Source organism: Candidatus Nitrospira nitrosa, assembly GCF_001458735.1.
GTDB classification, from domain to species: Bacteria; Nitrospirota; Nitrospiria; order Nitrospirales; family Nitrospiraceae; genus Nitrospira_D; species Nitrospira_D nitrosa.
In genome coordinates this window covers 945,007-971,743 of record NZ_CZQA01000001.1, presented here as the reverse complement: position 1 = coordinate 971,743, position 26,737 = coordinate 945,007, and the positions used below count along the sequence as shown (strand labels likewise).

The following is a 26,737-nucleotide window of genomic DNA, read 5'->3' as shown; positions in this document are numbered from 1 at the left end:
AGCTCTTCGGTCCGTAGGGTCGGAAGCGTCTCACTCTCCGGGTGTTCCGGGTTGACTTTATAAACGGTGGTTCTTTGATCTTCGAATGCCATACTGGTCAAGCATCCTATCGAGGGACTTCATCCAAAAAGTCGAATGTGTCTCGCCAGCCTTTGCCACGCAACGGAAAGTCTTTTCGCAAGGGATATCCCTCGGTATAGTCATCCGGCATAAGAATACGGCGAAGATCGGGATGGTTCCGGAACCGGATCCCCATCATATCGTAGACTTCACGCTCCATGAAGTCCGCCCCCTTCCAGAGATCCGTCAAAGAATCCACTACACAATCCGACTCAGGCACTCGAGTCTTGAGTCGAATCCGCTGACGTTTTCGAATCGAGTAGAACTCCCAAACCACCTCAAATCGCTCTTCGTCATCAGGCCAATCCACAGAGCTCACATGGACGATATAGTCAAAATCCATCCCTGGATCATCGTGCAGGAATTGGGCGACCTCGCGAAGTTTGTCACGGGTCACTGTCACAGACACATCGCCACGCCACTCACTAGCGTTGGTCACACCAACCGAGAACGTATGCTGAACCCGCAGTAAGAGAGGATGCATGACCGTCCGTCAGACCTTCAAATTTGCCTTCACCTGATCAGGTTGGGCTACAAACACCCGTTTTTGCATGATGCGCTCTTGCAACTTGAGGATACCGTCCAAGAGAGCTTCTGGGGTTGGCGGACAACCGGGCACATAAATATCAACCGGAATAAAGCGGTCAACACCCTGTACGACAGAATAGCTATCGTAAATATTCCCAGATGTCGCACAAGAACCCATCGCAATCACATACTTAGGCTCTGGCATTTGATCGTAGATTTTTCGGATGACCGGCGCCATCCGACGACAGACAGTTCCTGCCACGATCATCAGATCCGATTGCCGTGGCGACCCTCGGAATACTCCAGCCCCAAAGCGATCCATATCGTACCGTGAAGAAACCGCAGCCATCATTTCTATGGCACAGCAGGCGAGCCCGAAGGTCATCGGCCATAGTGAGCCTTTTCTGGCCCAGTTGACGGCCTTTTCAAGAGATCCCGTAATGACGTCCGGAACCCCATCCTTCTCATGGCGTCCCAGTTGGATCAATCCCATAGAATCCTCAATCCCACTCCAGAGCGCCTTTGCGCCAGGCATACACGTAGGCGACGACAAACAACCCAATAAAGATCAACATCTCGACCAATCCGACGATCCCGATTTTGGTGAATACGACGGCCCATGGATAGAGAAAGATGACCTCGATGTCGAAAATGACGAACAACATCGCAAAAATGTAATACCTGACGGGGAACGGCATACGGGCATCCGAAAAAGGTTCGGCTCCACATTCATAGGTCGATAGTTTTTCAGGCTCGGGATATCTCGGTTGCACAAAGTAGCTGACCAGTAACGTCAGTATTCCCAATATTAAACCAGTGAAAATAAAGAGAAAAATTGGGAAGTACTTCGTCAGATATACAAGAAGAGCCTCTGATCCGCTCATACGATTTTCTCTTGCAAGGCATTGACCTGAAAGACCATTCCAGGCGCAAAGGGTGGAATATTAGTGCGCTATTATTTGGGATAGCAAGAGAACAAAGGACCTAAGTCATGATCACCCGAAAGCCCTACAGCTCTTAGTGAGGAAGAGAATGCAGAAAACTGAAGGACTATTGAGAGGTTATAGACTTACGAGCACGACATCCTGGGACAAGTTTGGTCATTTACTGCTGCTCTTGGTTTATGCGCTGCTCAGGATGAGTAGGACTTGCTTGGTCCCATTCTGGCGTCAGCGGAGAAAACGCCTTGGCTGCTCGTCGCCGATGAATCTGGGTTTCGATTCTGACCTTCCTAGGAAACTCCTCAGAGACAAGAAGATGCCTGGCGGCCGCCTTCTCAGATTCCATATCACTTCTCAGTAAACGCCTTGAGGAGTCGTACGGACCAGTCATGCCAGTCACGTTACCATCTGGAGAAATGTCGGTCAAACCCCTCACAAATTCAGTTCAAATTCTTGACAAGACAGGGTTGTTTGCTATGGTCCTTTAAGCGACCTTTGCCCTAATTAAGGACTCCATACTATGAAAATTATGATCTCCCTCCTCTTGCTTCTGTGTTTGGAAATGAGCCTCTCCCGTGATCAAGCCCTCGCCCAGGTCTCGAATCTCGACTCCGTTCGAATACTAGACGGAGGACTCGCCTTTGCCAGTGGAATGATCGAGAAATCTTCGGCAATGGACGGAACCGTGAACTTAATCACCGGTGACAATCAATCGTCGGGGAATCGAATGCTCTTAGGAAAAGGAGACTCCCTCTATCTCAAACTGGATAACCCCGCTGATGTGGCAACCGGAGATCTCTTTACCGTGTACCGGCGGGTGCGAAAGGTATTTCATCCGGTCACTCAAGAATACCTTGGGTTTGTGGTGAATCGTTCGGCCGTGGTGAGGGTGACCGCTGCCGATCATGCCCTCACAACAGTGCAAATTGTGGTGAATTATGGACCTGTTGCCCCAGGGGATCCTGTCGCCCGATTTAAGGAACCCGCACAGGAGCCTACTACCAGATCCGAAACGAACATATCCGACCTTGAAGGAATGATTATTGAGCTTCAAGCCGACCGGACGATGACTTTAGTTTCACAATCCAATGTGGTGTACATCGATCGCGGAAGGGAGGATGGACTGCAAAAGGGAGATCTGCTTGATATGCACCGATATAGCCCTGTGCTGCCACCCAGAAGAATCGGGCAGCTGAAAGTACTCTCGACGGAGGCGCACACAGCCGTCGCCAAAATCCTGAGGGCAAATACCCGTGTCATCAAGGGAGATCGGTTCAAGTTCGTCGGATCTCCTGAGCCCTCTGCCCATCCTGTCGTCGCACTCACGCATGCATCTGCGGAGCAGAGTAATCCATCGCCTGTTAGACCAACTACCGATCTGGTCACCAGCAAGCTGACAGTACATGATGCCTCCGGACAAAGTCGTCTCAATCTGGGCGAACTAGCCAAGTTCTTGCGCTATGAATCAGGAGATGCCGCGATCAAGCCTGAGAATTATGCCGTGCTCGATCAGTTCATTGAATATTTGCGAACCAGCGGCGATACCCGATTGATTCGAATTGAAGGTCATACCGATAACGTCGAAATCGGTCCCTCCCTCAAGGCTCGTTATCCGAGCAATTGGGAACTGTCCAAGGTCCGTGCAAACGGTGTTCTTCGCTATCTTGTCGAGAAAGGCGGTATTGACTCAGCCAGGGTCACAGCCGTGGCACTTGGGGACAGCAAACCAACCGCGTCAAATGAGATGGAAGAGAACCGCAAAAAGAATCGTCGTGTGGAGGTCGTGCTATATCTCGCCGAAGCCGACGCTTCGGAGGAGCCGACTCACACGCACACGTTGAGCACCAATGCTCCCAATTTGAATGCGCGTGGAAATCTCGATCAACAGAACCCCTCTACGCCTGCTTCAGATGCTGGGAACCCTGTTACCCCAGGAACTGTGTCTCTGGACGATTCTTCGCGGACTTCCCAGACTGGATCTGGCAGTCTTGCTGGTACTCCCGATACCGGGAGTCCTTCCACGCCGATGGAGCCGAGTAGACCAGACACATCTCAGCAACAACCAGCAGCAGGTGGGACACCGACGGAATAGTCTCCCCTCGCGAAGGATGGACTCCGCTCACTTTCTTACCACGCTATCTCTCCAGATATTCCGTCCTAACGCTAGGCGGACGACAGACTCGGTGTCCTTCATGATTCCATACTGTTAGAATGCTGTATGGCTCTCCAGGGCACTGCGGCCTCGCAGCCGCAACCAGAGGCTCGGTTTGCGGATGTCCTCGTTCCGCGGCACATCACGAAGGCATTCACCTATCTCGTTCCATTGTCCATCGCTCAACGTATTCAAATCGGCAGCCTCGTCAAGGTGCCATTCGGCCAATCCGTCCTAGAGGGAGTCGTGATTTCCATCAGCTCCCATCTCGCACCCGAGATGACGTCTACGTCCCTAAAGACGATTCTTTCGCTGGTCGAAGACCGGCACAATACGACGATTTCTCCCGCCCTCCTCGAACTCTCTCACAAAATCGCACAATACTATGTGGCCCCCTGGGGCCAATGCCTTCGATTACTCAGCCCTCCATCACTCATCTCCCCCACGCGCTATATCGCCACTCAGCTAGGCCGCACAGCACTGGAAACAGGTACCTGCCCAGAACCCCTTCGACCAACGCTACAGCGAATCGCTCACCGAGCCTCTGGGATCTTGTCTTCCACACTCCAGCCAACCCAACATGGCCATGCCTTGCGAGCGGTCGATTCCCTCATTGAGCGCTCGTGGATCAATCCTATACTGTCGAACGCAGGGCATATCCAGACTCGCAAGCGACAGCGGATCCCCCTCACTGAGCCAGAGCAACAACAAACCCTGCCTCACGCTGTAGTCGATACGAGTCAACCCTACGGGATAGACCCCGCCTGGCGTGCTCATCTCCACCAATGCCTACAGGCGGACCACATGAAGAAAATCGTTCTCCAGGCTCCATGGCAACAACGGATAGGAAGACTTGCAGAGGCCATTCGCCAAGTGCGTTCACACAACAGATCGATAATTGTGGTATGCGGTGAGACGGCAAAAGCACGCTGGTTGACACAAGTGCTCGCATCACTCACCGGACTTCAGATTGACTTTGCCCAGCTGCCCCACTCGCCTCAACGATTGGATCATCGTCAAGGCCCGACTCCATCAGTCCTTGTGGGAACCCGTTCAGTTATCTTTGCACAGCTCGATTCCGTCGGACTCATCTGGGTTGAAGGAGAAGAGGACTCAGCCCTCAAAGAACCTAAAGAGCCTCGATATCATGCCAGGGACGTGGCCAGTCTACGGGCGAAGGAGGATCATGCAGTGGTGGTCCTTGCATCGGAACACCTATCTTTGGAATCGAATTTCGATACCGAAGCGGAAGTTCATCGGGTTCAGAAAGACATAGCCCTGCAGCCAAAGATTGAGCTGGTTGATCTCACCAAGGAGTCGAGAGGAACTCTCCTGAGCCACAACCTGCGCTCCGCGATGCGCGATGCCCTCAAGTGTAAAAGAAGGATCTTGCTCTTCCTTAATAGGAGAGGATATGCCAGAACGCTGATCTGTCGAGACTGCGGCTGGGTACCGCGCTGTCCCTCCTGCACCGTCGCACTCCCCTACTACCGAGAAGCCGGAAGCCTTACCTGTCGGTACTGCGGAGTTGCGGAACAGTTGCCTGATGCATGTCCCCTATGCCATGCCACCCCGGTGAGTCCCGTCGGTGAAGGCACTGAACGTGTCGAGGCTGAAGCTCATCATTTGTTTCCTCATGCCACGATTGTGCGCCTCGACAGTGACACACTCCACCGCCCATCCACCGCCCGCTCACTGTGGGAACGTGCGAGATCCGGATCATGCGATATTCTGATAGGGACGCAAGCACTCTTCACTCAAGAGCCCCTTCCACAACACCATGTGGTGGGAATTCTTCAAGCCGATTCCGGATTACATGTCTCGGATTTTCGAGCTGCGGAGCGGACGTACCACCTCCTTGTTGATGCGGCAAGCGTGGCGTACCCGGCATCCGCTGGAGGGCAAGTCATCTTGCAGACTCGCCTCCCTTCCCACCACGCCGTACAAGCTCTCCTATCTTGGAATCCTCATCAGTTCTACAATGAGGAACTCATCGCACGCCGACTTCTCAATTATCCACCGGTGTGCCACATCGCCGATCTTACCGTCGCTGGGCACGATACGGTCCTCGTCGAAGAGGCCGCTACCCGCTGGGGTGCCAACCTTCAACGACAGACCTCTGTCGAAGAACATCTTGTCGTGCTAGGACCGGTCCCGACGCTGGGAAAACGGCTTCGAGGGCAGCATCACCGCCGGCTCCTGGTGAAGGGAGCTGATCCCGACCTCCTCGCACATCGGCTCCGGGATTCGGTTGAGAGCATGGAAAGACAATACCGACAGAGGCAGATCAAATTCGTTGTCGATATGGACCCGGTAGAGAGTGGATAACGTTACACGCCTTTCCTTTTCCCCGAGTGAGCTATCGATGTCCTGATTGGCACATCATCGGACAAGGGTTGATCTGTTCGCCACGCCCGTTTGAACAGGCCATAGGAAAACGAAATCCAAAATACGGAAGAGAACAGACCCAACACAACCGCTGAAAGAATTGTTCCCATCTCGGCCTCGGGGAGCGATTCTGACGGGCCCCTGAGTTGAATCATCAACACCACCGGCCACGCAAAGCTTTCCAGCCCGAGTAACAACGTCGCCCACGCCCAGATTTCGGTGATCGACTCAGCCTTCAGCCAAAGAAAAGCCCCCACGACAAGCGTCCATCCAAGCACAACGACCGGAGCAACTGTTCCCCAAATCAGCCAGAATCCGACGGCAGCTACAAGGATCCCTAGAAACCAATTCAGCAGTTTCATAGATAAGAACCACGCTCACTGGAAGGCGTCAGAGTCTGACGAGATTACCATGCGATGTCAACGCAAAGAAAATGAGTGTACCGGAGGGTGAGTTAGCGCGCCACCTCGGCAGCGACCACATCGAGGAGAGTCTGAAGCTCAAATGGCTTTTGAAGTGTCAGCCTTGCCCCTAGCATGGTTGCCACATCCAGAAAATTAGGGACGCCGACTCCATCAATCCCTCCGGTCATGGCAATGATCCGAGAATCTGGGAACTCACGCCGAAGCGCCATGATGGCCTCCAATCCGTCCTGATCCGGCATAAGAATATCCATGAGGACAAGGTCGACGGAGTTTTCGCGATAACGCTGAAGTCCCTCCTTTCCGTCACGCGCCTCTTCGACATGGTACCCCGCCCTCTCCAAGGTGTCACGGATCAGCTGACGGATTTGGTCTTGATCGTCAACGATGAGGACCGACAACATCCGGCACCTCAGTCTGTGACGCCGATGAATCCGACCCGGGCTGTGGGGGCAGAATGGATTCCGGAGAGGAAGCCGCGTGATCTGACGCGCGGCGAATGGTTTGAGCCAGCTCCCGAGCGTTTCTACCGGCTGCAATGACTTGCTGAAGATGACGATGGGCCTTGCTGTCGGTAGGAATCAGCGAGAGGGCCAGCTCGCTGAAACCAAGTACAGCGGTAAGACTGTTGTTGAACTCATGAAAGACACTACGAGGGATAGTCCGAGGTGATTCCATCGTGGAGAGAGGGGGCGTGCGAGTCAGAAAAGCCTTCCGATCCGTGATATCGACAAGCATTCCGACCGTCTGACGTGGTCGAGCTGGTGCATGTTCTCGATCAAACCAGGTCTGGTAACAGAGACTGATCGTGCGAGTGGCTCCATCCGGACGAATAATTCGATAGGTCACTTCAAAGATCCGATCCTCATGGGGAGTGTTGACAGATCGGGCCATCACGTTCGTCATCTCTCGATCTGAAGGATGGACCAGCTGCAGATACCTCTCCAGGGAAGCCGGTTCCTCCATCCCAATGCCATGGATGGCCCGTAGGATCGGAGACCACCAGACAGTACCCCCTTGGTAATCATATTCAAAGATCCCAACCTGCCCGGCCTGCACGGCAAGATCCAAACGCATCTGATCATCCCGAAACGTTCGATCAGCTTGACGAGGAGCCGTGATGTCCACAATAGTGACCAGGAGCGACGGCCCTGAAGAGAGAGCAATCGGGTACAAACCGATCTCAGAGCGGAATCCCGAACCATCTTTTCTCAAAGTAGAAAGTTCCACACCGGTTCTTGAAAGACACGCCCTCGAAGCTGACAAGACCTCTCGGGATTCACGAGCATACTGTGCACGATCAGCAGTCTGGAATAGAGAGTCAACAGGACGGCCGACCAGTTCCCCGTACACATACCCGAACATCTGTTCAATCTTCCCGTTGGCAAGAGAGATCGTGCCTTCCCGGCTGACTAGAACCATCCCCGTGGTCGAGGCATCCAACACAACCTTGAGCTGAAGAACTCGTTCCTCCGCCAACGTCGCCATGAGTTTGTAGTCGGTAATGTCATCGATGGTGCCCGACATCCGGATCGGCTGATCTGGGAGCCCACGCATCAGAACGCCCCGGCACCGGACAAACCGTACCACACCGGAGGGTTGAATGATCCGACAGTCGATATCGTATGGGCGGTCGGAGGTAAACGTCTCTTCGAACAAAGCGAGAACGCGATCACGATCCTCAGGGTGAAGCGCTTTCTTGAACGTGTCATAGGTTGGCGGCACTGACCCAGGCTCGTATCCCAAGATCCGGTACTGTTCGGCAGACCACAGCTCCGTACCGTGCGCGACGTCCCAGGCCCAATTGTTCATATCTGTAATGGACTCTGAACGGCGAAGATCATGGAGGCCCTGGGAGACGTCGTCTCCCCTTCGACCCGCATGTACCCGGTCTGAGAAACAGATCAGAAGCGATTCCTGTCCCTCCCACACAATTGGCGTTGCCGACATCTCGACCGCAACGGTACGTCCATCTCGATGTAGGACTCTGGTCTCCCAGTGACACTCTGATTCAGGCGATGATGTTCGGACAAGGTGTTCCCGAACCGTCTCTTGGAAATCCCGATGAACCAAGTCCAAGAATCCATGGCCGATCACTTGACCTTCCGAACTCGCTCCGAGGATCCTCAACCCTGCCATGTTCACGTACACAACCTCTTCGTCCGTCGTCACCAACATTCCTTCTGAGACGGACTCGCACAGCAACGTAGGCGACGGTCTCCCACTACGGTCGGCTTCTAACGCTCGAACATGTGAGATATCGCGCATGATCCAAATGACGGTGGTCGGTCGTCCAACCCGGTCTTTAATCGGAGAAAGCATCACCTCATTCCAAAACGATGTGCCGTCCTTTCGATAATGGCGAACAGAGACCCGACAAGCCCACCCATCCTGAAGGGCCAACCCGAGCTTTTCCATGGATGCACGATCAGTATCGGGGCCACTCAGAATCATACTGGTTTGACCCAGGACTTCATGCTCTGCGTAGCCGGTCAGGGCGAGAAAGGCGCCATTCACCTGGCGAATCGGATGATGTGGGAGCGTGGCATCGGTCACTAGGACACCACACTTCGTCGCCTCAATGACCTGGGCCTTCAGGAGGTTCTCACACTGAAGTCGAAGGACACGCCAGAGAGAGAGACTCAGCAGAAGCAGCATTCCTAGAAAAAGACCAGCTGCCATGAGGGGCAACCTCCCGGTAGGTCAGGACAACACAACGGTGTCTCGCACCCCGCCATTGTCGTCCGCACACTCGGCAAGAACTTCGGACCACAACAAGCAACAGTGTCGAAACTCCTTCCCCAAGATGCAATGGAGCCTCGTCGCTTATATTTAGTTATGAATCCGAATACAGCAGGTGAATCCTACCGGAATTGAACGAGGAACACCAAAGCACGATGGGGTTACGGCAGATAAATTTTGTCTCTACCTGACTAGAGCCGAATGTGATGAGCCTATCCTTGTCGTTTCACAAAAAAGGCTGCGGCCTGCGCACGCCGCGTGATACGAAGTTTTTGAAATACGTTGGCCAAGTAATTCTTCACTGTTTTGTCGCTGAGTCCGAGGGCAACGGCAATTTCCTTATTGGTCTTACCTTCGGCGACCAGAGCCACCACTCGTTCCTCCTGAGATGACAGTTGATCCGTGCCCGGCGTAGCCGGGAGGTCGTGCAGCCCTCTCAGCCGTCGTAGCGCTCGCTCGGTGACCATCGAATCCAGAATGGATTGACCCTTTGCAACCGAGCGGATGGCCTCCAGCAAGGCCCCTGAGTCGATTTCCTTGAGCACATAGCCCTGTGCGCCAGCTAGGACGGCTGCCAGCACAGAATCATCGTCAGCATACGACGTCAGGAAAATAACTCGGGTGTTCGGGAGGGTCCCCAGAATCTCGCGACAGGCATCGACACCGGAGCCATCGGGAAGGCGGACATCCATCAAAATGATGTCGGGTTTCAGCTTCTGTGACTGCAGAATTGCATCGTTCATGGTACCGGCTTCCCCGATGACACTGACGCTTTGATTCTGACTCAGTACGGTCCGGAGCCCCACACGGATCACTTCATGATCATCGACGAGCAACACACGAATGGTTTGAGTGGGAGATTTAGTTGTAAGCATAGGTTGTCTCCTTTGGCAAATCGAGAGAGATCTTCGTCCCATGGCAAGGCGTTGATCGAAGCAGGAACGCCCCGCGGACTTTTTGAGCTCGTGCCGCCATATTGGTCAGTCCATGACCAACTCCTTGAGCCGAACTGGTGTTGAACCCGACCCCATTGTCAGTGATGGTAAGACGAACCGACCGCGTGAGATCTCGGAGTGACACCGTGATGCGTGTCGCACCGCTGTGCCGCAACGCGTTGCTGACCCCTTCTCGTACGATGTTGATGATATGCAGCGCCTGTTCGGTAGAAAGCTGCCGTGCGGCCGCCTCATCGATCCTCGCCCGGCACTTGATTGACGCCGAACTGGATATCGTTTCAACCAGATTCCGGAGTGCCGTTGGAAAGTCGCCTCCCTGTATCACATGCGACTCGAGGCCGGCGATGAAATTCCGAACCTCTCCCATCACTTGATTGAGTTGCCCAATACTCTGATCGAGGGTCTGCATGAACTTTCTGGTGAGAGGCCCGGACTGTTTCCGAATGAGTGGTTTACACCCCTCTAATCCGAGCCCCACCGCATATAAGGATTGGAGAATCCCATCATGAAGATCCTGACTGATGCGTTCTCGTTCTTGAATCGCCGCGCTCAGATCTCGCTCACGATGGCGAAGTATCTCCTCCATCCGCTTCCGCTCAGTGATATCCGTCGAGGCTCCAAGCACCATATGCGCGCGCCCATCGTCGTCGTAAATTGGCCGTTTCACCGTCTGTAACCAGCGCGTCTTTCCCGACACATCCGTGATCTGTTCTTCCGGAATAAACCGTTCTTCCAGGGAGTGCATGACTTCACGATCCTTCTTGCGAAAGAACTCCACCTCGTCCGCGTTGCTATTGAAATCAGCATCTGATTTACCGATCAGGTCATCCACCGTGGTGCCATAACAGTCGGCGACCGCCTTGTTAGCCATCGTGTACCGTCCGTCACGGTCTTTGGCAAAGATGAAGTTTGGATCGGTGTCAATGACCTGTCGAAGAAACATATGAGAGCGGCGAAGGTCAGCTTCCGCCCGCTTGCGGTCTCCAATATCCCGCAAGATCATGCAGGCGTACTCATTCCCTTCATGGAGCAAATAATTGACGCTCACGTCCGTCTCCAAGACGGCTCCGGTTCGTGACCAAAACCTTGCTTCGAATGTCAACGATCCCCGTTCCTTTAAGTAGTTCCAGTGATCGATCCATCGTTCCAGGGGGAAATTTGGGTCAATGTCGTGGACCGTCATGCCCAACAGTTCCTCTCGTGAATACTCCAGCATTCGGCATGCCGTATCATTCACATTGAACACTCGAGCGTTCGGATCCAACCAGATGATCGCCTCAACGGCCTGATCCACAGAGAATTGTGTCAACCGCAGCGCTTTTTCCAAGCGTCTACTCTCCGTAATATCATCGCCGACCGTCACAGCACACTGCTTGCCATTCAACTCGATCAGTTCCGACGACAAGAGACAGTGCCGGATATCGCCGTTTTTACTCCGCAGTTGAACTTCCATATTGCGGATGGATCCTTGTTGCTTCAATAACTCGAAGTACCGTGCCCGTTCTTCCACGGAATGCCAGAGACCTATTTCAAACGTCGTATGTCCCGTAGATTCTTCTTTATGATATCCGAAGAGCTGCCATGCAGCCTCATTCGCATCTATGATCAGACCAGAGTCCAGCTCGCTGATAACAACCGGATGAGGGCTGGCTTGGAACGCCTTGGCAAAACGTTCTTCGCTGATGCGCAGTGCTTCCTCGGCTTGCTTGCGGTCCGTGATGTCGTTCGCGACAGTCACCACACAGAGCACCCCGTTGAGTTCGGCAAGATCAGCGGAAGCCAGAAAATGGCGGAACGCACCTGATTTAGTCCTTAACGCAAACTCCATGTTGCGCATCGGTTGTCCGGCTTTCAGCCGCTCGATAACTCGTGCTCTATCCTCGAGATTCGGCCAGATACCTAGCAGGAAGGTGGTGTTTCCGATCACTTCCTCCCGACGAAAACCGAACGCCTCCAGAGAAGCGTCGTTCACCTCAACGCAACGACCCGTTACGACCTCCGTAATCCCGATTGGATGAGGGCTCGTGCGGAAGGCTTTGGAGAATCGTTCCTCGCTCTCGCGCAATGCTTGCTCCGCTTGCTTCCGCTCCGTGATATCGACAGTGGCCCCGATCAAATGTGTCAGTTGTCCCTTGGAATCGCGAACGCCGTGTCCACGTACATCAGTCCAAATAATGGCTCCGTCCCTTCTGACCACTCGAAGCTCATAGTGGCATTCGTCTATGGCTCCGCTCTGCACCTGTTCCCAACTCTTCATGGCAATCGACTGATCGTCCGGATGAACGAGCTTCAGCCAACTAAAGGGATCGGTTGACAGTTCTTCTGGCCCATAGCCGAACAGCATCTTGAGATTGGCGTCACCATGGTAGAATCCCTTGAGAACATCCAATTCCCATACCCCCACTTTGCCGACGGCTGTGGCACGCGCATAGCGTTCCTCGCTCTCGCGAAGGGCAACCTCCACCCGTTTGCGTTCGGTGATATCGTTCCCAACCGTAATCATGCACCAGGTTCCGTTGAGCTCAGCCAGATCGGAAGACACCAAAATATGACGAAGGTCTCCCGACTTCGTCTTGCAGCTTAGTTCGATATTGCGCACAGGCTGTCCGGTTTTCAACCGCTCAATGAGCCTCGCTCTATCGTCAGGATTCGGCCAGATCCCCAGCATCAACGTGGTGCTTCCGATCACTTCGTCTCGACGATAGCCAAACAGCTGCAAACAAGCGTCGTTCACCTCAATACAACGCCCTGTGGACATTTCCATAATTCCAATCGGGTGAAGACTTGCCTGGAAGGCCTTCGAGAACCGCTCTTCACTGTCACGCCGCGCCTCTTCGGCTTGCTTCCGTTCGGTGATGTCATCACAGACGATCAAAGCCAAGGATTCTCCATCTTGGCCGTGTAATACGCGTACTAATTCGTGGACCCACAACACTCCGCCATCACTTCGCACCTTGCGACATTCCCATTGCGTGATGCCTTCTGGATGACGAAAGAACGCTTCCATCTCCGCGCGGATGCGGTCTTGATCTTCTTGGTAGAAAAGAGCCGCCACCGATCTCCCCACGAGATCATCGACGCGATAACCCAGGTACTTTGCGCCGTACTCGTTGACGGACCTCACGATTCCCGCTCCGTCCACAGTGAAATACATGGAAGGTGTTTCATCGTAGAGAGTTCGGTAACGCTCTTGGCTCGCCTGCAATTCTGCGGTGCGCTCGACGACTTTCCGTTCTAAGTCATCATGGGCGTTCCGGAGCGCTTCCTCCGCTACTTTGTGCTCCGTGATGTCTTGGAACGTGCCGTAGGCTCTAACTGCCCGTCCTTCCAGAACATCAACCTGACCGGTTGCCCGAACAGCAATCCGTCGTCCCTTCACGGAGATGAGTTCCAGTTCGAGATCCCAAGGCTGCCCCCGTGTCACCCCATTCAGCCACGCTTCAGCCATAATCGGACGGCTTTCGGGTGTATAAAAATTCAACGACGCTTCCACCGTCGGGTTGAATATCTCCGGCGTCGTTTCATGGAGGTGGTACGTCTCGTCGCTCCACCACAGCCGGTCTGTGAGAAAATCGAACTGCCATCCCCCGATTTTCCCGATCGATTCCGTCTGGGCCATCAGTGCCAATTGCTGCTTGTGATGGGTGATATCTTCTGCGATCCCCGCAATACGATTCTCTCTCCCAGCCATTCGAACGCGTCGATCGGAAATCCAGCGGATATGGCCATCCCGTCCCACGATTCGGTACTCACAATGGAACACCGCCGTCATCCCACCACTGACAAATCGATCATGGCTGGTCTTCACCCGCATGCGATCATCCGGATGGATTGATTCAATCCACAGCGACCAATTTTGATAGATTTCCTCGCGCTCAATGCCCCAGATAAAGGTAAACGCCGAGTTGACGTACAGCACCTGCCGTTCGTCCTGTCCCACGTCCGCAATCCAGAATGCCGACCTAACCGACTCCGCGAACTGCTGCCACCGATCCTCACTCTCCCTCAACGCCTCTTGCGTACGATTGCGCTCGGTCACATCAGTAGCGATAACTCCAATGGCCGAGAGATGACCGGCGGCATCGGCCACCGGGAATTTCACCACGATACTGACACGAAGCCCATCCCGCTGCTGCGTCACCTCCTCGAATTCCTGTCCACGGCCGCTGGCCAAAACTTTTCTATCATTCGCTCGAAACTGTGCGGCCTGCTCCTGAGAGAATAGCTCCTCATCTGTCCGTCCCACGGCCGCACCGGGTGCAAGCCCGAACACCTCATCGAACCGCCGATTGGTATACAAATAGCGGCCGTTGTGATCCTTCAGAGCCTTTACATTCGGGGCATGGTCAAAAAATTGCCTGAACCGTTCTTCGCTCTGGCACAGCGCCTCCGTTCGATCGCTCACCTGGCGTTCCAACGTCGCATTCAGATTAGCCAGAGCATCTTCTGCCTGCTTCCGTTCTGTAATATCGGAAAACATCCCAAGAATGGCCGGCTTGCCGTCCCAAGTGATCCGTCCGGCTTCGACTTGAACGGGGATCGTCGTGCCATCCAACCGCACATAGACTCGCTCCGCACTATGGACTGACACGCCACCACTCAGCAGCCGTTTCACATTCTCACGGACCTCTTGATGATAGTCTGGATGGACGAAGTCAAAGGTCGGTCGGTCAAGAATCTCCTGAGTCTCTCGTGCGCCCATTAAGAGAGTACCGGTTCGATTGACATAGACCGTTCGTCCTTCACAGAAGACAAAAACACCGGATGGAGAGAGCTCAACCAATGTCCGGTATCGTTCTTCACTCTCCCGTATCGACTCCTCCATCAATTTACGATCGGTAATATCGGTATGGGATCCAAGGAGACGGATCCGCCGGCCATCAGGTTCTGCTACGAATGAGGCCCGCGCCTCAATCCATCGATAGGTACCGTCTTTGTGCCGCAGACGAAACTCCTGTCGATAATCGCCATCGGGCGCAGCTTGATACTGCCTGGCATATGCGATGGCACCCTCACGATCGTCTGGATGCAGAAGGGTTGTCCATGTCTCAAATGCATCGACAAGCTCTGTCCCGCCATAGCCTAACTGCCGCTTCCACTCCTCGGAAAAAACTACCGCATTCGTTTCAGTGTTCCAATTCCATAGCCCAGTGCCTGATGCCCGAAGAGCTTGTTGGAGTCGCTCCCGGGAAAGACGGAGTTCCTCTTCACTGTGCTGACGATCCGTAATATCCAACACGCTGTTCGACATGCAGAGAGGACGACCGTCGACATCTCGAGAGACTTCTCCTCGGCAATGGATCGCACGAATCGTATGATCAGGAAGGACGATACGACATTCAACGTCGTAGGTGGTGCCGCCTTTCAGTGCAGTGTCGATGGCGCTCTGTACACGTGGCCGATCCAAGGGGTAGAGGGAAGCCAGAAAGGTGTCATAGCTGACAGCCATATGGCCGGGTTCATAGCCGAAGATCCGAAATTGTTCTTCCGACCAGCGCACAATGCCGCTGTCGAGATCCCAGTCCCAGCTACCCAGGTGCGCACGCGCTTGGGCTTCCAGCAACTGCCGCTGCTGTTGTTGGACTATTGTTTCGGAGTGCCGCCGTTGGAGCTCCGCCGCTGCCCGCGAGGCAAAAACCGCCATCAGCGACCGTAGTCGATCGCTATTGCGGAGAGGCTTGGTATCCATCAGGACGAGGAGTCCCATGGCCGCTCCGCCTTTTGCCCTGAGCGGGACTCCACAATATCCTTCGACACCCAGCCGAGCCAAATGCCCAAAGAGTGGGAACACCGTTCTGACATCCCGCTCGAAACAGGCAAAGGACTGACCCAGCGCGGTTTCACACGGAGTATTCATCAGTGGGTATTCGAAGTTGTCGACAAGATTGCCGTTGGCTGAGACGGCGAGGGTACGGATTTTCTTCACCGGATTGTGTTGGATCTCCCCAACAACAGCATACTGGACGCCCAGTACTGAGCTGAGATGGCACACGAGCGTTGAGAAGAAGTCTTCCCCGGTCTCCGCAGCCGTCCCGGCAACGATCGCGCGCAACATGTCCGAACGTTCGCGCAAATCCTGTAATTCGTCGTCTCGCTGTCGCGAGAACTCCTGTAAGGTCTGATCCCGCTCCGTCAATTCCCGTGAAAGATCGGCGACCTGCCTGCGCAGCAAATCCAATTCAGCCAGGTGACTGGTCGAATTCATAGTGGGACTCCTCCCTCAACACTCTTTCGCAAGTTCCGGTCGACTTGTCTCGGCAACGACTTCACGACGCAACAATGGGGTGCAATGGCGGCATGTACCGGAAAAACCGAGGCTCTCAGCCCAAGGCTATTGGTTCCTAATCACCAGGAACCAAGCGGGAGCTAGTCTCCTACGACCACGGGTGAAAGTCTAGATCCAAATGGCCTGAAACTTTTGAAGGAACTCGGCAGGAACCGTACGGATCGATGGAACCAGAGACTGAATTCCAATCCGTATGGCCTCCGGGATATGCTCTTCTAACCGCTTGGATTAATTGGAATAGTTTGGAGAATCTTTGGGGAGATCAAGAAGAACCCTGGTCCCGCAGTGAGGTTCCGATCGTACGGCAAACACCCCGCCGGCTTTGTGCGCTCGCGCCGTCATATTTTCCAGACCATGACCAACACCCTGAACCGACTTTGGATTGAATCCGATACCATTATCCGTCACCGTCAGGCGGACTGATCCAAGGAACTGACGCAACGACACGGTAATACGTGTGGCATGACTATGACGAAGGGCATTACTCAATGCCTCTCTTACAATATTGATGAGATGGACCGCCAGTTCAGGTGAGAAATACTGCCCGACCCTGTCATCGATCCGTACCCGGCATTGAATGGGCGATGCCCTGCACATCGTCTGTACCATAGTTCGCAAGTCCTCTATGAAATCGACACCGTGTATAACACGAGCCTCAAGCCCTGAGATGAAGTTACGGATCTTCGCAATGACCTGGTTGAGTTGCTCAATGGCCTGTTCCAAGGTCGCCATGAAATGATCTGTGGTCAACTCAGGTTGCCGCTTCATCATCGACCGACAAGCTTCCAACCCGAGCCCGGCTGCATAAACTGATTGAAGAATATCGTCGTGCAGGTCCTGGCTGATCCGTTCTCGATCCTGTAACGCGGCATTCAGATCCCGTTCGTGCTGGAGCAGTGTTTCTTCCATCCGCTTCCGTTCCGTAATGTCTGTCGCCGATCCAAGCACCATATGAAAACACCCCTGGTCATCGACAATCGGTCGTTTGATGGTTTGCAACCAGCGCGTTGCACCAGACCAATCCGTGAACTTTTCCTCAGCAACAAAGCACTCCTGCAGAGACGTCATGACCTCGAGATCCTTCTCGCGGGAAAACTCCACCTCATCCCAATGGGGATTAAAATCGGCGTCTGTCTGTCCAATCAAATCGTGCACCGTTGTCCCATAACAATCAGCAACCGCTTTGTTAGCCATCGTAAACCGCCCTTCGCTATCTTTGGCAAAGATAAAATTCGGTGAGCCATCGATGACCTGCCGCAACAAACCATGTGATCGGCGCAACTCGTCTTCAGCTCGTTTCCGATCAGTGACATCATCCCCAACCGTCACCCTACAAGGCTTCCCATTCAGCTCGATGACCTCCGACGACAGGAGGAAGCGGCGGATATCGCCATTGCTGGCCCGGAGACTCACCTCCATGTTTCGGAGCGGTCCAACCTCTCGCATTCGTTCGCGAAAACGGACTTGCTCCTCAGCCGAGCCCAAAACCTCGAGCTCTGAAACAATCTGGCTTTCCCGTTCCTCCGTGTGATGACATAACAGCCGGCTGGCCGCATCGTTGACCTCTACCAACCGCCCTGTGTCAATCTCACTGATGAGAATGGGATGGGGACTGGTCTTGAACGCTTTAGCAAACCGCTCCTCGCTCGCCCGTAAGGCTTCTTCCGCCTGCTTACGCTCAGTGACATCGGAGATCAGCACGATGATGGCGGGGGTACCATTCCAGACGATCCTGGCGGCCTCCATTTGAACAGGGATCGACGTTCCATCTTTCCGGAGATAGGTTCGTTCCGCGCTATGAACCGACCCGTTTCCAGCAAGCACCCGGTGGGCATGTTCATGGACATCGTGGTGGTAGTCTGGATGGAGAAACTCGAACATGGATCGACCGAGAAGCTCCGGAGGATCGCTCGCCCCGAGGAGAAGAGCGCCTCTGTGGTTGACGTAGACGGCCCGCCCTTCACAGAAGACAAAGACTCCGGATGGGGACAGGTCGACCAACGTTCGGTACCGGTCTTCACTTTCTCGGACCGCTTGCTCCATGCGTTTGCGATCCGTAATGTCCATATGTGAACCGAGGAAGCGGATCTGACGCCCGTCAGCTTCTGTCACCAACGCGGCCCGAGACTCAATCCATCGATAGGTCCCATCTTTGTGCCTTAGCCGGTATTCCTGGCGATATTCGTCCTGACGTTTACACACAGCGTCCTGCAAGCAAACCACGACACGATCATGATCATCCGGATGCAACAGACCTTCCCACGTCTCGAATGAGTCTGAAAGCTCCGCCTTGTCGTACCCAAGCTGACGCTTCCATTCCTCCGACAGGACCATCTCGTTGGTATGCGTGTTCCAGTCCCACAGTCCGATACCCGATGCCTGGAGCGCTTGCCTCAGTTTGTCCTGCGAGGAGCGCAATGTTTCTGCTATGCGCGTCCGATCGGTGATGTCCAGAACAGACCCGGACATGCGACAGGGCTTTCCATTGTCGTCACGCAAGACCTCCGCGCAGGAATGAATGGTCCGCACCTCTCCGTTTGGTCGCACGATCCGATATTCCACATCATACGACGCTCGGCCACCCAGGGCCTGATTGATAGAGGCCAGGACCCGATCACGATCTTCTGGGAACACTGCCGTGATAAACCCATCAAAGGTCAGCTGCTCTGCCCCAGATTCACGGCCAAAAATCCGATACAACTCAGACGAGCACCGAACAGCCCCGCCCTCGATTTCCCACTCCCAACTACCCAGATGAGCGAGGGCCTGAGCCACACGAAGATGCCGAGTTCGCTCATGCAACACCGTGTCTCGCTCGGCCTGTTCACGCACAAGATGAGCAACTTGTTGACGCAGGACATCGACAAGAGGAAGGGGGCCGTTCATGTGAAGCTCCTTAGTCTCGTGATGGGCTAGCCGAATACTAGCTGAGGTGGCGGTAGAGGGAGGTTAACGACATACCCTCATGACAGACCCTACACACTCCATGGCTAGGCCCAAATGGCCCGCAGTGTCCTATTATGCGGAGTCGAAAGTCTAGGTCCTAATGGCACCCCACATCAGGAATGCCTCGCTTCTAAGGCAAGAAGCCTGGGCAGCACTGTTACCAGAGACAGGATTGGGGCGATCCCTTCTCACCAGTACCGTTCGTACCCGTGCTAGAGGTGCCAGTTACTCCATACGAAGGAACCATGCATGGATGCGTTAGGTTAGATTGTATGGAAATTCGAAGTCGTCCGATACTATCGAGACAAGAACTAATTCAGGAGAAGCCGTGGGTTAGGAAGCGACTGAGTCAATCGGCCTATACGAGTGAACTGAAGGCCAATCACCGTTGGCAGTTCAGGGAGTACCCTGAGCTTTACGACGAAGAATCTTATGGTGCCGAAGGCGGGACTTGAACCCGCACGGCTTGCGCCACACGCCCCTCAAACGTGCGTGTCTGCCATTCCACCACTTCGGCACTCAGCAGGAAGTTTCAACCCGGCCTGCCACCATGTTCTTGGGGCGCTCAACCGCATGACGGCCATGAAACATCCGTCATGGGATTTCACTCACCCTGGCCTTCTCGCAGACTCATATCACGAACCCTGCGGTGAAGCCCCCAAGTCAGCACACGAGGGAAAAGGAGGCTGCATTATAGAAGTAGCCCAAAATTCTTGTCAATGAACGAATCGTCCGGTAGAATTGCGCTCTCAATTCACGTCTCCGTGACGCTCGCATGATACAGACTGATCAACGAGACCTGGCTTCTACGGTTGCTGCATTTTTCGATGTCGACAATACAATTTTACCCGGCGAAGCAAGTGAGTTGAGGTTCTTCCGTTGGCTATGGCATCGGGGGATTGTCGGTTGGCCTGAAGCTCGAGACAGCGTTGCGTGGCTCTTGCGGCACATTCCTCCCTTATCGCTCCATCCTCTCCGCCAACGGAAGCTGTACTTGGCCGGGAAACCTTCCCAGGTGATCGAACCCCTGGGTGAAGAATTTTGTCGGGAAGAGCTCTGTCCTCGTGTCTCGGCGATCGCGATGCGTAAGCTTGATGAACACCGCCGGGCAGGCCATACCATCATTTTCGTGACCGGATCGCTCGACTTTCTGATCGCCCCTGTCGCAGACGCACTTCAAGTGGATCGCTGTTTTGCCAGCCGGTTGGAGCAGCAGCATGGCCTCTATACGGGTTTGCTTGTGCCTCCACTCCCATATGGAGCGGGAAAACGTCAGCTGATCGATCAGTTGACCCAAGACCTCACATTGGATTTATCCCAATGCTACGCGTATGGCGATAGTCCGGGAGACGTTGACCTCCTCCGCGCCGTAGGACATCCGACCGTGGTCAATCCGATTCGGGGAATGGATGCTATAGCCCGTCGTCATCACTGGCCGGTTGTCAAGTGGCCCTGAACCAATGTTGATGACCGGAGGTACTCCCTCTTCGGCGAATCACCACGTCCATCATGAGTTAGCCCACACGTTGTTCATGCGCGTCACCGAAATCTTTCATAGCATTCAAGGGGAATCAACCTTTGCTGGATTGCCCTGCGTGTTTGTGCGCCTCACCGGCTGTCCGCTTCGCTGCACCTGGTGCGACACAGCGTATGCATTCTTTGGAGGAACAGACCAATCCATCGAGGACATTCTTGAGAAAGTTCGTTCGTATGGGTGTCCCTTGGTCGAGGTGACGGGAGGCGAACCCTTGGCACAAGCGGAAACGACGATTCTGTTAGATCGATTGTGTCACGACGGCTTCACCGTCCTGCTTGAAACGAGTGGCGCAGTCGATACCAGCACCGTCGATCCATCCGTTCGTATCATTCTGGATGTGAAATGCCCAGGAAGCGGTATGACAGACCGCATGCACTGGCCGAATGTGGGGCGGCTGAGACCGCGAGATGAAGTCAAATTCGTCATTCAAGATCGCACCGACTATGAATGGGCAAAAGACATTCTTCAACAATTCCATTTGACCGATCGCTGCCCAATCCTCTTCAGTCCGGTGTTCGGGACACTCGATCCTCGCCAGTTAGCAGAATGGCTGCTCGCAGACCGCCTCCGTGCTCGTCTTCAACTCCAATTGCACAAACATATTTGGGCACCCGAGATGCGAGGTGTGTGAGGGATCCCCTGGACCATCGGAATGCCAGACCTATTGCGACCACGAACTCTCAAGGGCTGATAGCGGTTGATCGTTCATATTCACCAAGGAGAGCCAATGAATATCATGCGGGTTCACGCCAAACAGGGACGCGTCGATACCGACCGTACAGAAGCGCTCGTCATCCTACTCTGCGAGGATGACATCCTCTCATCACCCGATGGAGTTTCGTTGGATCGAGCCCTTGGTGGATCACTTCGCGACCTCCAGCGATCACGGGAGTTCGAGGGGAAGGCTCAAGAGGTCCTCTTGCTTCACACCCATGGAACGCTTCCAGCGAAGCGTCTGGTTTTAGCGGGTCTTGGAAAGCCCCATCAACTCAGCTTGGAAAAGATTCGCCAAGCCATGGGGTATGCCGTCAAACGGGTTCGCCAATCAAAAGCCGGATCCTTTACGGTTACGCTGCCGAGCGCCATACCACACGGGGCTTCACTGAGCGACTTGTCCCAGACCCTGACCGAAGGGGCGATCTTAGGAAGCTATCAGTTCACGTCCTATCGCAGTGAGAAGCCGACGGGCAAGGACGTCACCGCCATGACTATACTGGTCTCGCAGAAAAGCCCGCTGAACTCCGTTTCTGAGGGCATCCGTCGTGGGATCGCGACCGCTGAAGCTACCGTCTTCGTTCGTGACCTCTGCAACCATCCTTCGAACGTGATGACCCCAACCAAGATTGCCAGCGAGGCGAAGGCCGTAGCAAAGGATGCCGGGGTCAGCCTCAAAATCCTGGAACAAAAGGAGATGGAGCGGCTCGGGATGGGTGCGTTACTTGGCGTTGCGAAGGGCAGCCACGAACCACCTAAATTCATTATTCTCCAGTACCACGGATCCAAAAAGAAAGATGATCGCCCGGTGGTCTTGGTTGGTAAGACCATCACGTTCGATACGGGAGGGATCTCCCTCAAACCAGCTGAGAACATGGAGCAAATGAAAGCCGACATGACCGGCGGAGCTGAGGTCCTAGCCACCGTACGCGCAGCGGCCCGTCTGAAATTGCCCCTCAACCTCATTGGCATCCTTCCGGTAGCGGAGAACATGCCCGGTGGTCGTGCCATGCGTCCTGGAGACGTGGTCACCACGCTCTCTGGAAAAACCGTGGAGGTTCAAAACACGGATGCTGAGGGTCGGTTGATTCTGTCGGACGGCTTGGCCTATGCCACCCGATTTAAACCGGCCGCACTCATCGACATCGCAACGCTGACCGGGGCCTGCGTGGTCGCCCTGGGACAATTCGCGATCGGCATGTTCGGCACCGATACGAAGTTGAAGGATTCAATCACGAGCGCCGGGCTCCGAGCCGGAGAGCGGGTGTGGGAAATGCCATTGTGGGAGGAATACTTCGAGCAATTACGAAGCGATGTCGCCGATATGCGAAATATCGGTGGGCGTGGCGGCGGCATGATCACCGCTGCCCTGTTCCTAAGCAAATTCGTGGGCGACTATCCGTGGGTACACCTCGATATCGCCAGTACCGATTGGAGCGAGCGGGAACGCGCGTACATTCCCAAAGGTCCGACTGGTATTGGGACGAGACTGTTGATCCAGTTCCTGATTAATCGTTCGCTGAAGTCTGAGAGCACGCAGGCATGACGACCGCTCCTGATCAGATCGGACAGCTCTTCATGATGGGCTTTGACGGCACAACGGTGTCGGCAGACCTTGCTTCGTTCATCAAAGAATATCAGCCCGGTGGGATCATCCTATTCACAAGAAACCTACAATCGACCGAACAAATCGTCGACCTGACGAATGATCTTCAACGCTGCAGTCCGCATTCTCCTCTCCTGATTTCGATTGATCAAGAAGGCGGACGTGTCTCGCGGTTGCCGAAAGAGTTTACGATTTTCCCACCCTGTGAAGTCCTAGGGCAGTGCCATTCCTCAGAGCTGGCCTATGCCGCGGCCGCGACGACTGCAAAAGAATTGGCGGCTGTCGGGATCAACATGAATATGTCCCCGGTGCTGGATGTGAATAGTAATCCATCAAACCCGGTTATCGGTGACCGAGCGTTCGGCGCAACGCCCAACCTTGTGTCTGAATTGGGATTGGCCACGGTGGGTGGCCTCCAAGACAATCGGGTGGTTGCCTGCGGGAAGCACTTTCCAGGACATGGCGACACCACGTCGGACTCACACAAAGAATTGCCCGTCGTGACCGCTTCTCGTGAACGCCTCGAGCGCATTGAGTTCCCCCCGTTCCGTCGAGCCATTGACAGCGGCGTTGCCACGATGATGACCGCCCATGTCCAGTATCAGGCGTTGGATGAGCAGCGGCCGGCCACCTTGTCCCCAACCATCATCTCAAAATTGCTTCGCCAAGAGTTGTACTACGACGGAGTCGTGCTGACCGATGACCTCGAAATGCATGCGATCATCGATCACTACGGGATCGGAGACGCGGCTGTTCTGGCCATCCAAGCAGGTTGCGACATGCCGCTGATCTGCAAGGATCGGAACAGGGTGGTCACCGCCATGCAGGCCGTCACCAGGGCTGTCGCCAACTCAGACATCTCTCCACAACGGCTGGCCCAATCCCTTGCCCGCATCCGCCGCCTGAAGGACCGGTACCTCTTTCCCTATCGACCCGTCACAATCTCTGATGCGAGATTGGCGGTTGGCTGCCGCAGCCATCGCGCGCTCTTGCGGTCCATTCACCAAACCCGAGAGCGGGTCATGAAAGCTGAGGCATAAGCCTTGTGAGGATTTGTTCTCTTTGCAAGACGATCTTATGGGTCGCCCCTTCGAAGGGACAGCCGCTGAGGTCGGAAGGTGCCACTCAAGGGTAGTCTTGCTCCGTTCTCACCTCTTGTGGCATCATGAGCATTTCTGGGAGGGCCTTATGGCCTCATTGCTCGAGTACGTCGGATCTGTTCATATTTTTCTTGGGCCCTACCGTGGGAACCCGATCGCGTTGTATTTGCGACGGACAGAATCGGGATGCCAGATCGGACCGAAAGTGTATCCCTGGAATGATGTCACGGGTGTTGGGGAAACACCGAATAAGGCCGCCGCTGACTTTGAAGAAAAATGGAAAGCCAAGGGCTTAACGGCAAATATGTATTCTGGCCCATCCTGGGAGGGAGGCATTAAGCCCGAAAAGCCGGCCCCACCAAAACCTGCTACACCGCCCAAAGCAGCTACTCCTCCACCTCCTCCTGCCGCTCCATCAGGAACCGTTTCCACTCCACCGGCGCCACCTGTTGCAGGTACAGCCACGCCTGGGGCAGTGTCAACTTCGGCCGACGCCGCTCCAATCCCAGCTCCTGCGTCGACAATATCACCATCCACCTAGCAGGCTGTTGACAAAGTCTACCAGCGGCGTTCTCGCCTCGCTCAGAGGCTCAACGTACGGCAGAGAGTACGATTCGCCTCTTCGCTCGCTGCGGCCTTGCTGGATGACCTTTCTGAACAGCCTGTGCGGTATTCTCCAGACGTTCGTGACCTCAGGCAGGGTTTCATTTCCGAGCTCGTTCTTGGGTTTGTCAACACACTGCTAGGCAGCATAGCTCAGAATCAGGGCATGCCGTCTCCTCATCGAGACCGTCAACGGTCCTAGATGTCTCGCCTTGAAAGTTTGCTGTGCTTCATACCGTAGCCGACGTAGACCACAATACCTACAGCAGTCCACACTCCAAAGCGAATCCACGTGGCCCACGGCAGCCCGACCATAAGGTAGAGGCAGGCCGCAATGCTGAAAATCGGCACAAGGGGCATGAACGGAAGGCGAAATGGACGTGGCTGATTGGGCTTTGTGTATCGCAGCAGCATGACCCCGAAACTAACCAAAATAAACGCAAAAAACGTTCCGATGTTGGTCATATCAGCCGCGTCCCCGATCTGGAAGAACGCCGAAAGGATTGCCACGACGACACCCGTGAGAATGGTCGCGCGATACGGCGTCCCAAATCGTGCATGAACCCTGGATAAGCCTGGACTCAGCAGTTGATCTCGCGACATAGCAAAGAAGACTCGGATTTGCCCCAACATCATGACCACCAGTACACTGGTGATCCCGGCAACCGCTCCAATCGCGACGATCGCGGCACCCCATTTGAACCCGACCAGCGTGAGCGCTTCAGCGACCGGCGCATGTATATCGATCTGGCTGACCGGAACTAGTCCGGTCAATACGGCCGCAACGGAGATATACAAGACCGTACACACACTCAAAGATGCCAGAATGCCGAATGGGACATCTCGCTGAGGATTTTTCGCCTCTTCGGCAGCCGTAGAGACAGCATCAAACCCAATATAGGCAAAAAATATGATGGCGGCAGCGGCTCGGACGCCCTCGAATCCGTTCGGCATAAACGGTGTCCAATTGTCGCTGCTCACAGCGGGAGCTCCCACGCCGATAAAGAAAAGAATTACTGCCAGCTTCAGGAGCACGATCATCCCCGCAGCCCTTGCACTTTCTTTAATCCCGATCACGAGGATGGTGGTGACCAACAAGACAATGATGGCGGCGGGAAAATTCGCAATGCTGCCTTCCGGCCCACCAGCCCACTGCGGTGGATTGGTAGCCCAATAGGGCAGCTCAAGACCTGCAAGCTTGAGTAATTTATTGAAGTACCCCGACCAACCAATCGCGACAGCAATACAGGCAACGCCATACTCGAGTATCAGATTCCATCCGGTCAGCCAGGCGAGGAACTCTCCTACTGTCGCGTAGGAAAAGGTATAGGCAGACCCAGCGACTGGAATCATCGCCGAGAACTCGGCATAACAGAGGGCGGCTAACGCACAGGTGACACCGGAGAGGATGAAGGAGAGAACAATTCCAGGCCCCGCCCCCGGTCGATGGGCATCACCCACAATAGCAGTGCCGACCAGGACAAAGATCCCGGTTCCAATAATCGCACCAATTCCCAGCGCCGTCAGGTCCCAAACTGTCAGTGTTTTCTTGAGACGATGTTCTGGCTGCTCGGCATCGGCCAGAATTTGATTAATGGGTTTCGTCCTGAAGAAGGGATTGCTCACGGCTATTCTCCGGCCTGAGGCCTAACGATTTGGCCTGAGATCACCGTCAAAACAGACCTTTTGACGGCAC

Annotated in this window: 17 protein-coding genes and 1 tRNA gene; 6 read left to right on the top strand and 12 right to left on the bottom strand. The window is 54.5% G+C overall.

The features are described from left to right. Nucleotides 1-106: 106 nt before the first annotated feature. The 3 genes from COMA1_RS04625 to ndhC are packed head-to-tail and all read right to left on the bottom strand — an operon-like array spanning nt 107 to nt 1,532. On the bottom strand, nt 107-604 hold the full coding sequence (locus COMA1_RS04625; RefSeq protein WP_090744426.1) for an NADH-quinone oxidoreductase subunit C: 498 nt from the start codon (nt 602-604) through the stop codon (nt 107-109). A gap of 9 nt (nt 605-613) precedes the next feature. After that, a complete protein-coding gene (locus COMA1_RS04620) occupies nt 614-1,141 on the bottom strand; it encodes an NADH-quinone oxidoreductase subunit B (protein ID WP_090744423.1) in 528 nt (175 codons plus the stop codon). A gap of 7 nt (nt 1,142-1,148) precedes the next feature. After that, a complete protein-coding gene (ndhC, locus tag COMA1_RS04615) occupies nt 1,149-1,532 on the bottom strand; it encodes an NADH-quinone oxidoreductase subunit A (protein ID WP_090744420.1) in 384 nt (127 codons plus the stop codon). A 577-nt stretch (nt 1,533-2,109) separates the two neighbouring features. Here ndhC and COMA1_RS04605 point away from each other — a divergent pair. Both COMA1_RS04605 and priA read left to right on the top strand, forming a co-directional pair. Further along, nucleotides 2,110-3,681 carry an OmpA family protein gene (locus COMA1_RS04605; RefSeq protein ID WP_090744413.1) on the top strand — a complete coding sequence of 524 codons (1,572 nt, stop codon included), beginning with the start codon at nt 2,110-2,112 and terminating at the stop codon, nt 3,679-3,681. Nucleotides 3,682-3,807: 126 nt separating this feature from the next. Next, on the top strand, nt 3,808-6,069 hold the full coding sequence (gene priA / locus COMA1_RS04600) for a replication restart helicase PriA (RefSeq protein ID WP_090744410.1): 2,262 nt from the start codon (nt 3,808-3,810) through the stop codon (nt 6,067-6,069). A gap of 2 nt (nt 6,070-6,071) precedes the next feature. On the opposite strand, the gene COMA1_RS04595 is transcribed toward priA, so the two are convergent. From COMA1_RS04595 to COMA1_RS04560, 7 genes are all read right to left on the bottom strand, one after another. After that, entirely contained in the window at nt 6,072-6,491 is a 420-nt protein-coding gene (locus tag COMA1_RS04595; RefSeq protein WP_090744407.1) for a hypothetical protein, read from the bottom strand. A gap of 92 nt (nt 6,492-6,583) precedes the next feature. Next, nucleotides 6,584-6,955 (bottom strand): response regulator, encoded by a 372-nt coding sequence (locus tag COMA1_RS04590; RefSeq protein WP_090744405.1) that lies wholly within the window; start codon nt 6,953-6,955, stop codon nt 6,584-6,586. After that, nucleotides 6,933-9,233 carry a PAS domain-containing protein gene (locus COMA1_RS04585; RefSeq protein ID WP_090744402.1) on the bottom strand — a complete coding sequence of 767 codons (2,301 nt, stop codon included), beginning with the start codon at nt 9,231-9,233 and terminating at the stop codon, nt 6,933-6,935. The genes COMA1_RS04590 and COMA1_RS04585 overlap by 23 nt, the downstream gene beginning before the upstream one ends. A 272-nt stretch (nt 9,234-9,505) precedes the next feature. After that, entirely contained in the window at nt 9,506-10,168 is a 663-nt protein-coding gene (locus COMA1_RS04580) for a response regulator (RefSeq protein WP_176697855.1), read from the bottom strand. Further along, nucleotides 10,155-16,454, bottom strand: a complete 6,300-nt coding sequence (locus COMA1_RS04575) for a PAS domain S-box protein (protein ID WP_090744396.1) — start codon at nt 16,452-16,454, stop codon at nt 10,155-10,157. The genes COMA1_RS04580 and COMA1_RS04575 overlap by 14 nt, the downstream gene beginning before the upstream one ends. A 309-nt stretch (nt 16,455-16,763) precedes the next feature. Continuing rightward, entirely contained in the window at nt 16,764-19,421 is a 2,658-nt protein-coding gene (locus COMA1_RS04570; RefSeq protein ID WP_090744393.1) for a sensor histidine kinase, read from the bottom strand. 493 nt (nt 19,422-19,914) lie between these two features. Continuing rightward, a tRNA-Leu gene (locus COMA1_RS04560) sits at nt 19,915-19,998 on the bottom strand. Nucleotides 19,999-20,256: 258 nt separating this feature from the next. On the opposite strand from COMA1_RS04560, the gene COMA1_RS04555 reads away from it, so the two are divergent. From COMA1_RS04555 to nagZ, 4 genes are all read left to right on the top strand, one after another. Then, nucleotides 20,257-20,937: an HAD family hydrolase gene (locus COMA1_RS04555; protein ID WP_090744384.1), complete on the top strand. Its 681-nt coding sequence runs from the start codon at nt 20,257-20,259 to the stop codon at nt 20,935-20,937. A gap of 76 nt (nt 20,938-21,013) precedes the next feature. Beyond that, nucleotides 21,014-21,649, top strand: coding sequence for a 7-carboxy-7-deazaguanine synthase QueE (queE, locus tag COMA1_RS04550; RefSeq protein ID WP_176697947.1), 636 nt, complete (start codon nt 21,014-21,016; stop codon nt 21,647-21,649). A 96-nt stretch (nt 21,650-21,745) separates the two neighbouring features. After that, entirely contained in the window at nt 21,746-23,278 is a 1,533-nt protein-coding gene (locus tag COMA1_RS04545) for a leucyl aminopeptidase (RefSeq protein ID WP_090744381.1), read from the top strand. Then, nucleotides 23,275-24,378: a beta-N-acetylhexosaminidase gene (gene nagZ, locus COMA1_RS04540; RefSeq protein WP_090744377.1), complete on the top strand. Its 1,104-nt coding sequence runs from the start codon at nt 23,275-23,277 to the stop codon at nt 24,376-24,378. Before COMA1_RS04545 ends, nagZ begins: the two co-directional genes overlap by 4 nt. Before the next feature lie 446 nt (nt 24,379-24,824). On the opposite strand, the gene COMA1_RS20995 is transcribed toward nagZ, so the two are convergent. Both COMA1_RS20995 and COMA1_RS04535 read right to left on the bottom strand, forming a co-directional pair. Further along, nucleotides 24,825-24,971, bottom strand: a complete 147-nt coding sequence (locus COMA1_RS20995) for a hypothetical protein (RefSeq protein ID WP_176697854.1) — start codon at nt 24,969-24,971, stop codon at nt 24,825-24,827. Between the two features lie 268 nt (nt 24,972-25,239). Then, nucleotides 25,240-26,667 carry an amino acid permease gene (locus tag COMA1_RS04535; protein ID WP_176697853.1) on the bottom strand — a complete coding sequence of 476 codons (1,428 nt, stop codon included), beginning with the start codon at nt 26,665-26,667 and terminating at the stop codon, nt 25,240-25,242. Between the last annotated feature and the right edge of the window lie 70 nt (nt 26,668-26,737).

Coding starts and splice junctions, on each gene's coding strand:
- COMA1_RS04555 (WP_090744384.1), top strand. CDS start 20,257: ATGATACAGACTGATCAACGAGACCTGGCTTCTACGGTTGCTGCATTT.
- COMA1_RS04625 (WP_090744426.1), bottom strand. CDS start 604: ATGCATCCTCTCTTACTGCGGGTTCAGCATACGTTCTCGGTTGGTGTG.
- COMA1_RS04595 (WP_090744407.1), bottom strand. CDS start 6,491: ATGAAACTGCTGAATTGGTTTCTAGGGATCCTTGTAGCTGCCGTCGGA.
- COMA1_RS04545 (WP_090744381.1), top strand. CDS start 21,746: ATGAATATCATGCGGGTTCACGCCAAACAGGGACGCGTCGATACCGAC.
- COMA1_RS20995 (WP_176697854.1), bottom strand. CDS start 24,971: ATGGTGATATTGTCGACGCAGGAGCTGGGATTGGAGCGGCGTCGGCCG.
- COMA1_RS04575 (WP_090744396.1), bottom strand. CDS start 16,454: ATGAATTCGACCAGTCACCTGGCTGAATTGGATTTGCTGCGCAGGCAG.
- nagZ (WP_090744377.1), top strand. CDS start 23,275: ATGACGACCGCTCCTGATCAGATCGGACAGCTCTTCATGATGGGCTTT.
- ndhC (WP_090744420.1), bottom strand. CDS start 1,532: ATGAGCGGATCAGAGGCTCTTCTTGTATATCTGACGAAGTACTTCCCA.
- COMA1_RS04605 (WP_090744413.1), top strand. CDS start 2,110: ATGAAAATTATGATCTCCCTCCTCTTGCTTCTGTGTTTGGAAATGAGC.
- COMA1_RS04585 (WP_090744402.1), bottom strand. CDS start 9,233: ATGGCAGCTGGTCTTTTTCTAGGAATGCTGCTTCTGCTGAGTCTCTCT.
- COMA1_RS04590 (WP_090744405.1), bottom strand. CDS start 6,955: ATGTTGTCGGTCCTCATCGTTGACGATCAAGACCAAATCCGTCAGCTG.
- COMA1_RS04570 (WP_090744393.1), bottom strand. CDS start 19,421: ATGAACGGCCCCCTTCCTCTTGTCGATGTCCTGCGTCAACAAGTTGCT.
- COMA1_RS04580 (WP_176697855.1), bottom strand. CDS start 10,168: ATGCTTACAACTAAATCTCCCACTCAAACCATTCGTGTGTTGCTCGTC.
- priA (WP_090744410.1), top strand. CDS start 3,808: ATGGCTCTCCAGGGCACTGCGGCCTCGCAGCCGCAACCAGAGGCTCGG.
- COMA1_RS04620 (WP_090744423.1), bottom strand. CDS start 1,141: ATGGGATTGATCCAACTGGGACGCCATGAGAAGGATGGGGTTCCGGAC.
- queE (WP_176697947.1), top strand. CDS start 21,014: ATGCGCGTCACCGAAATCTTTCATAGCATTCAAGGGGAATCAACCTTT.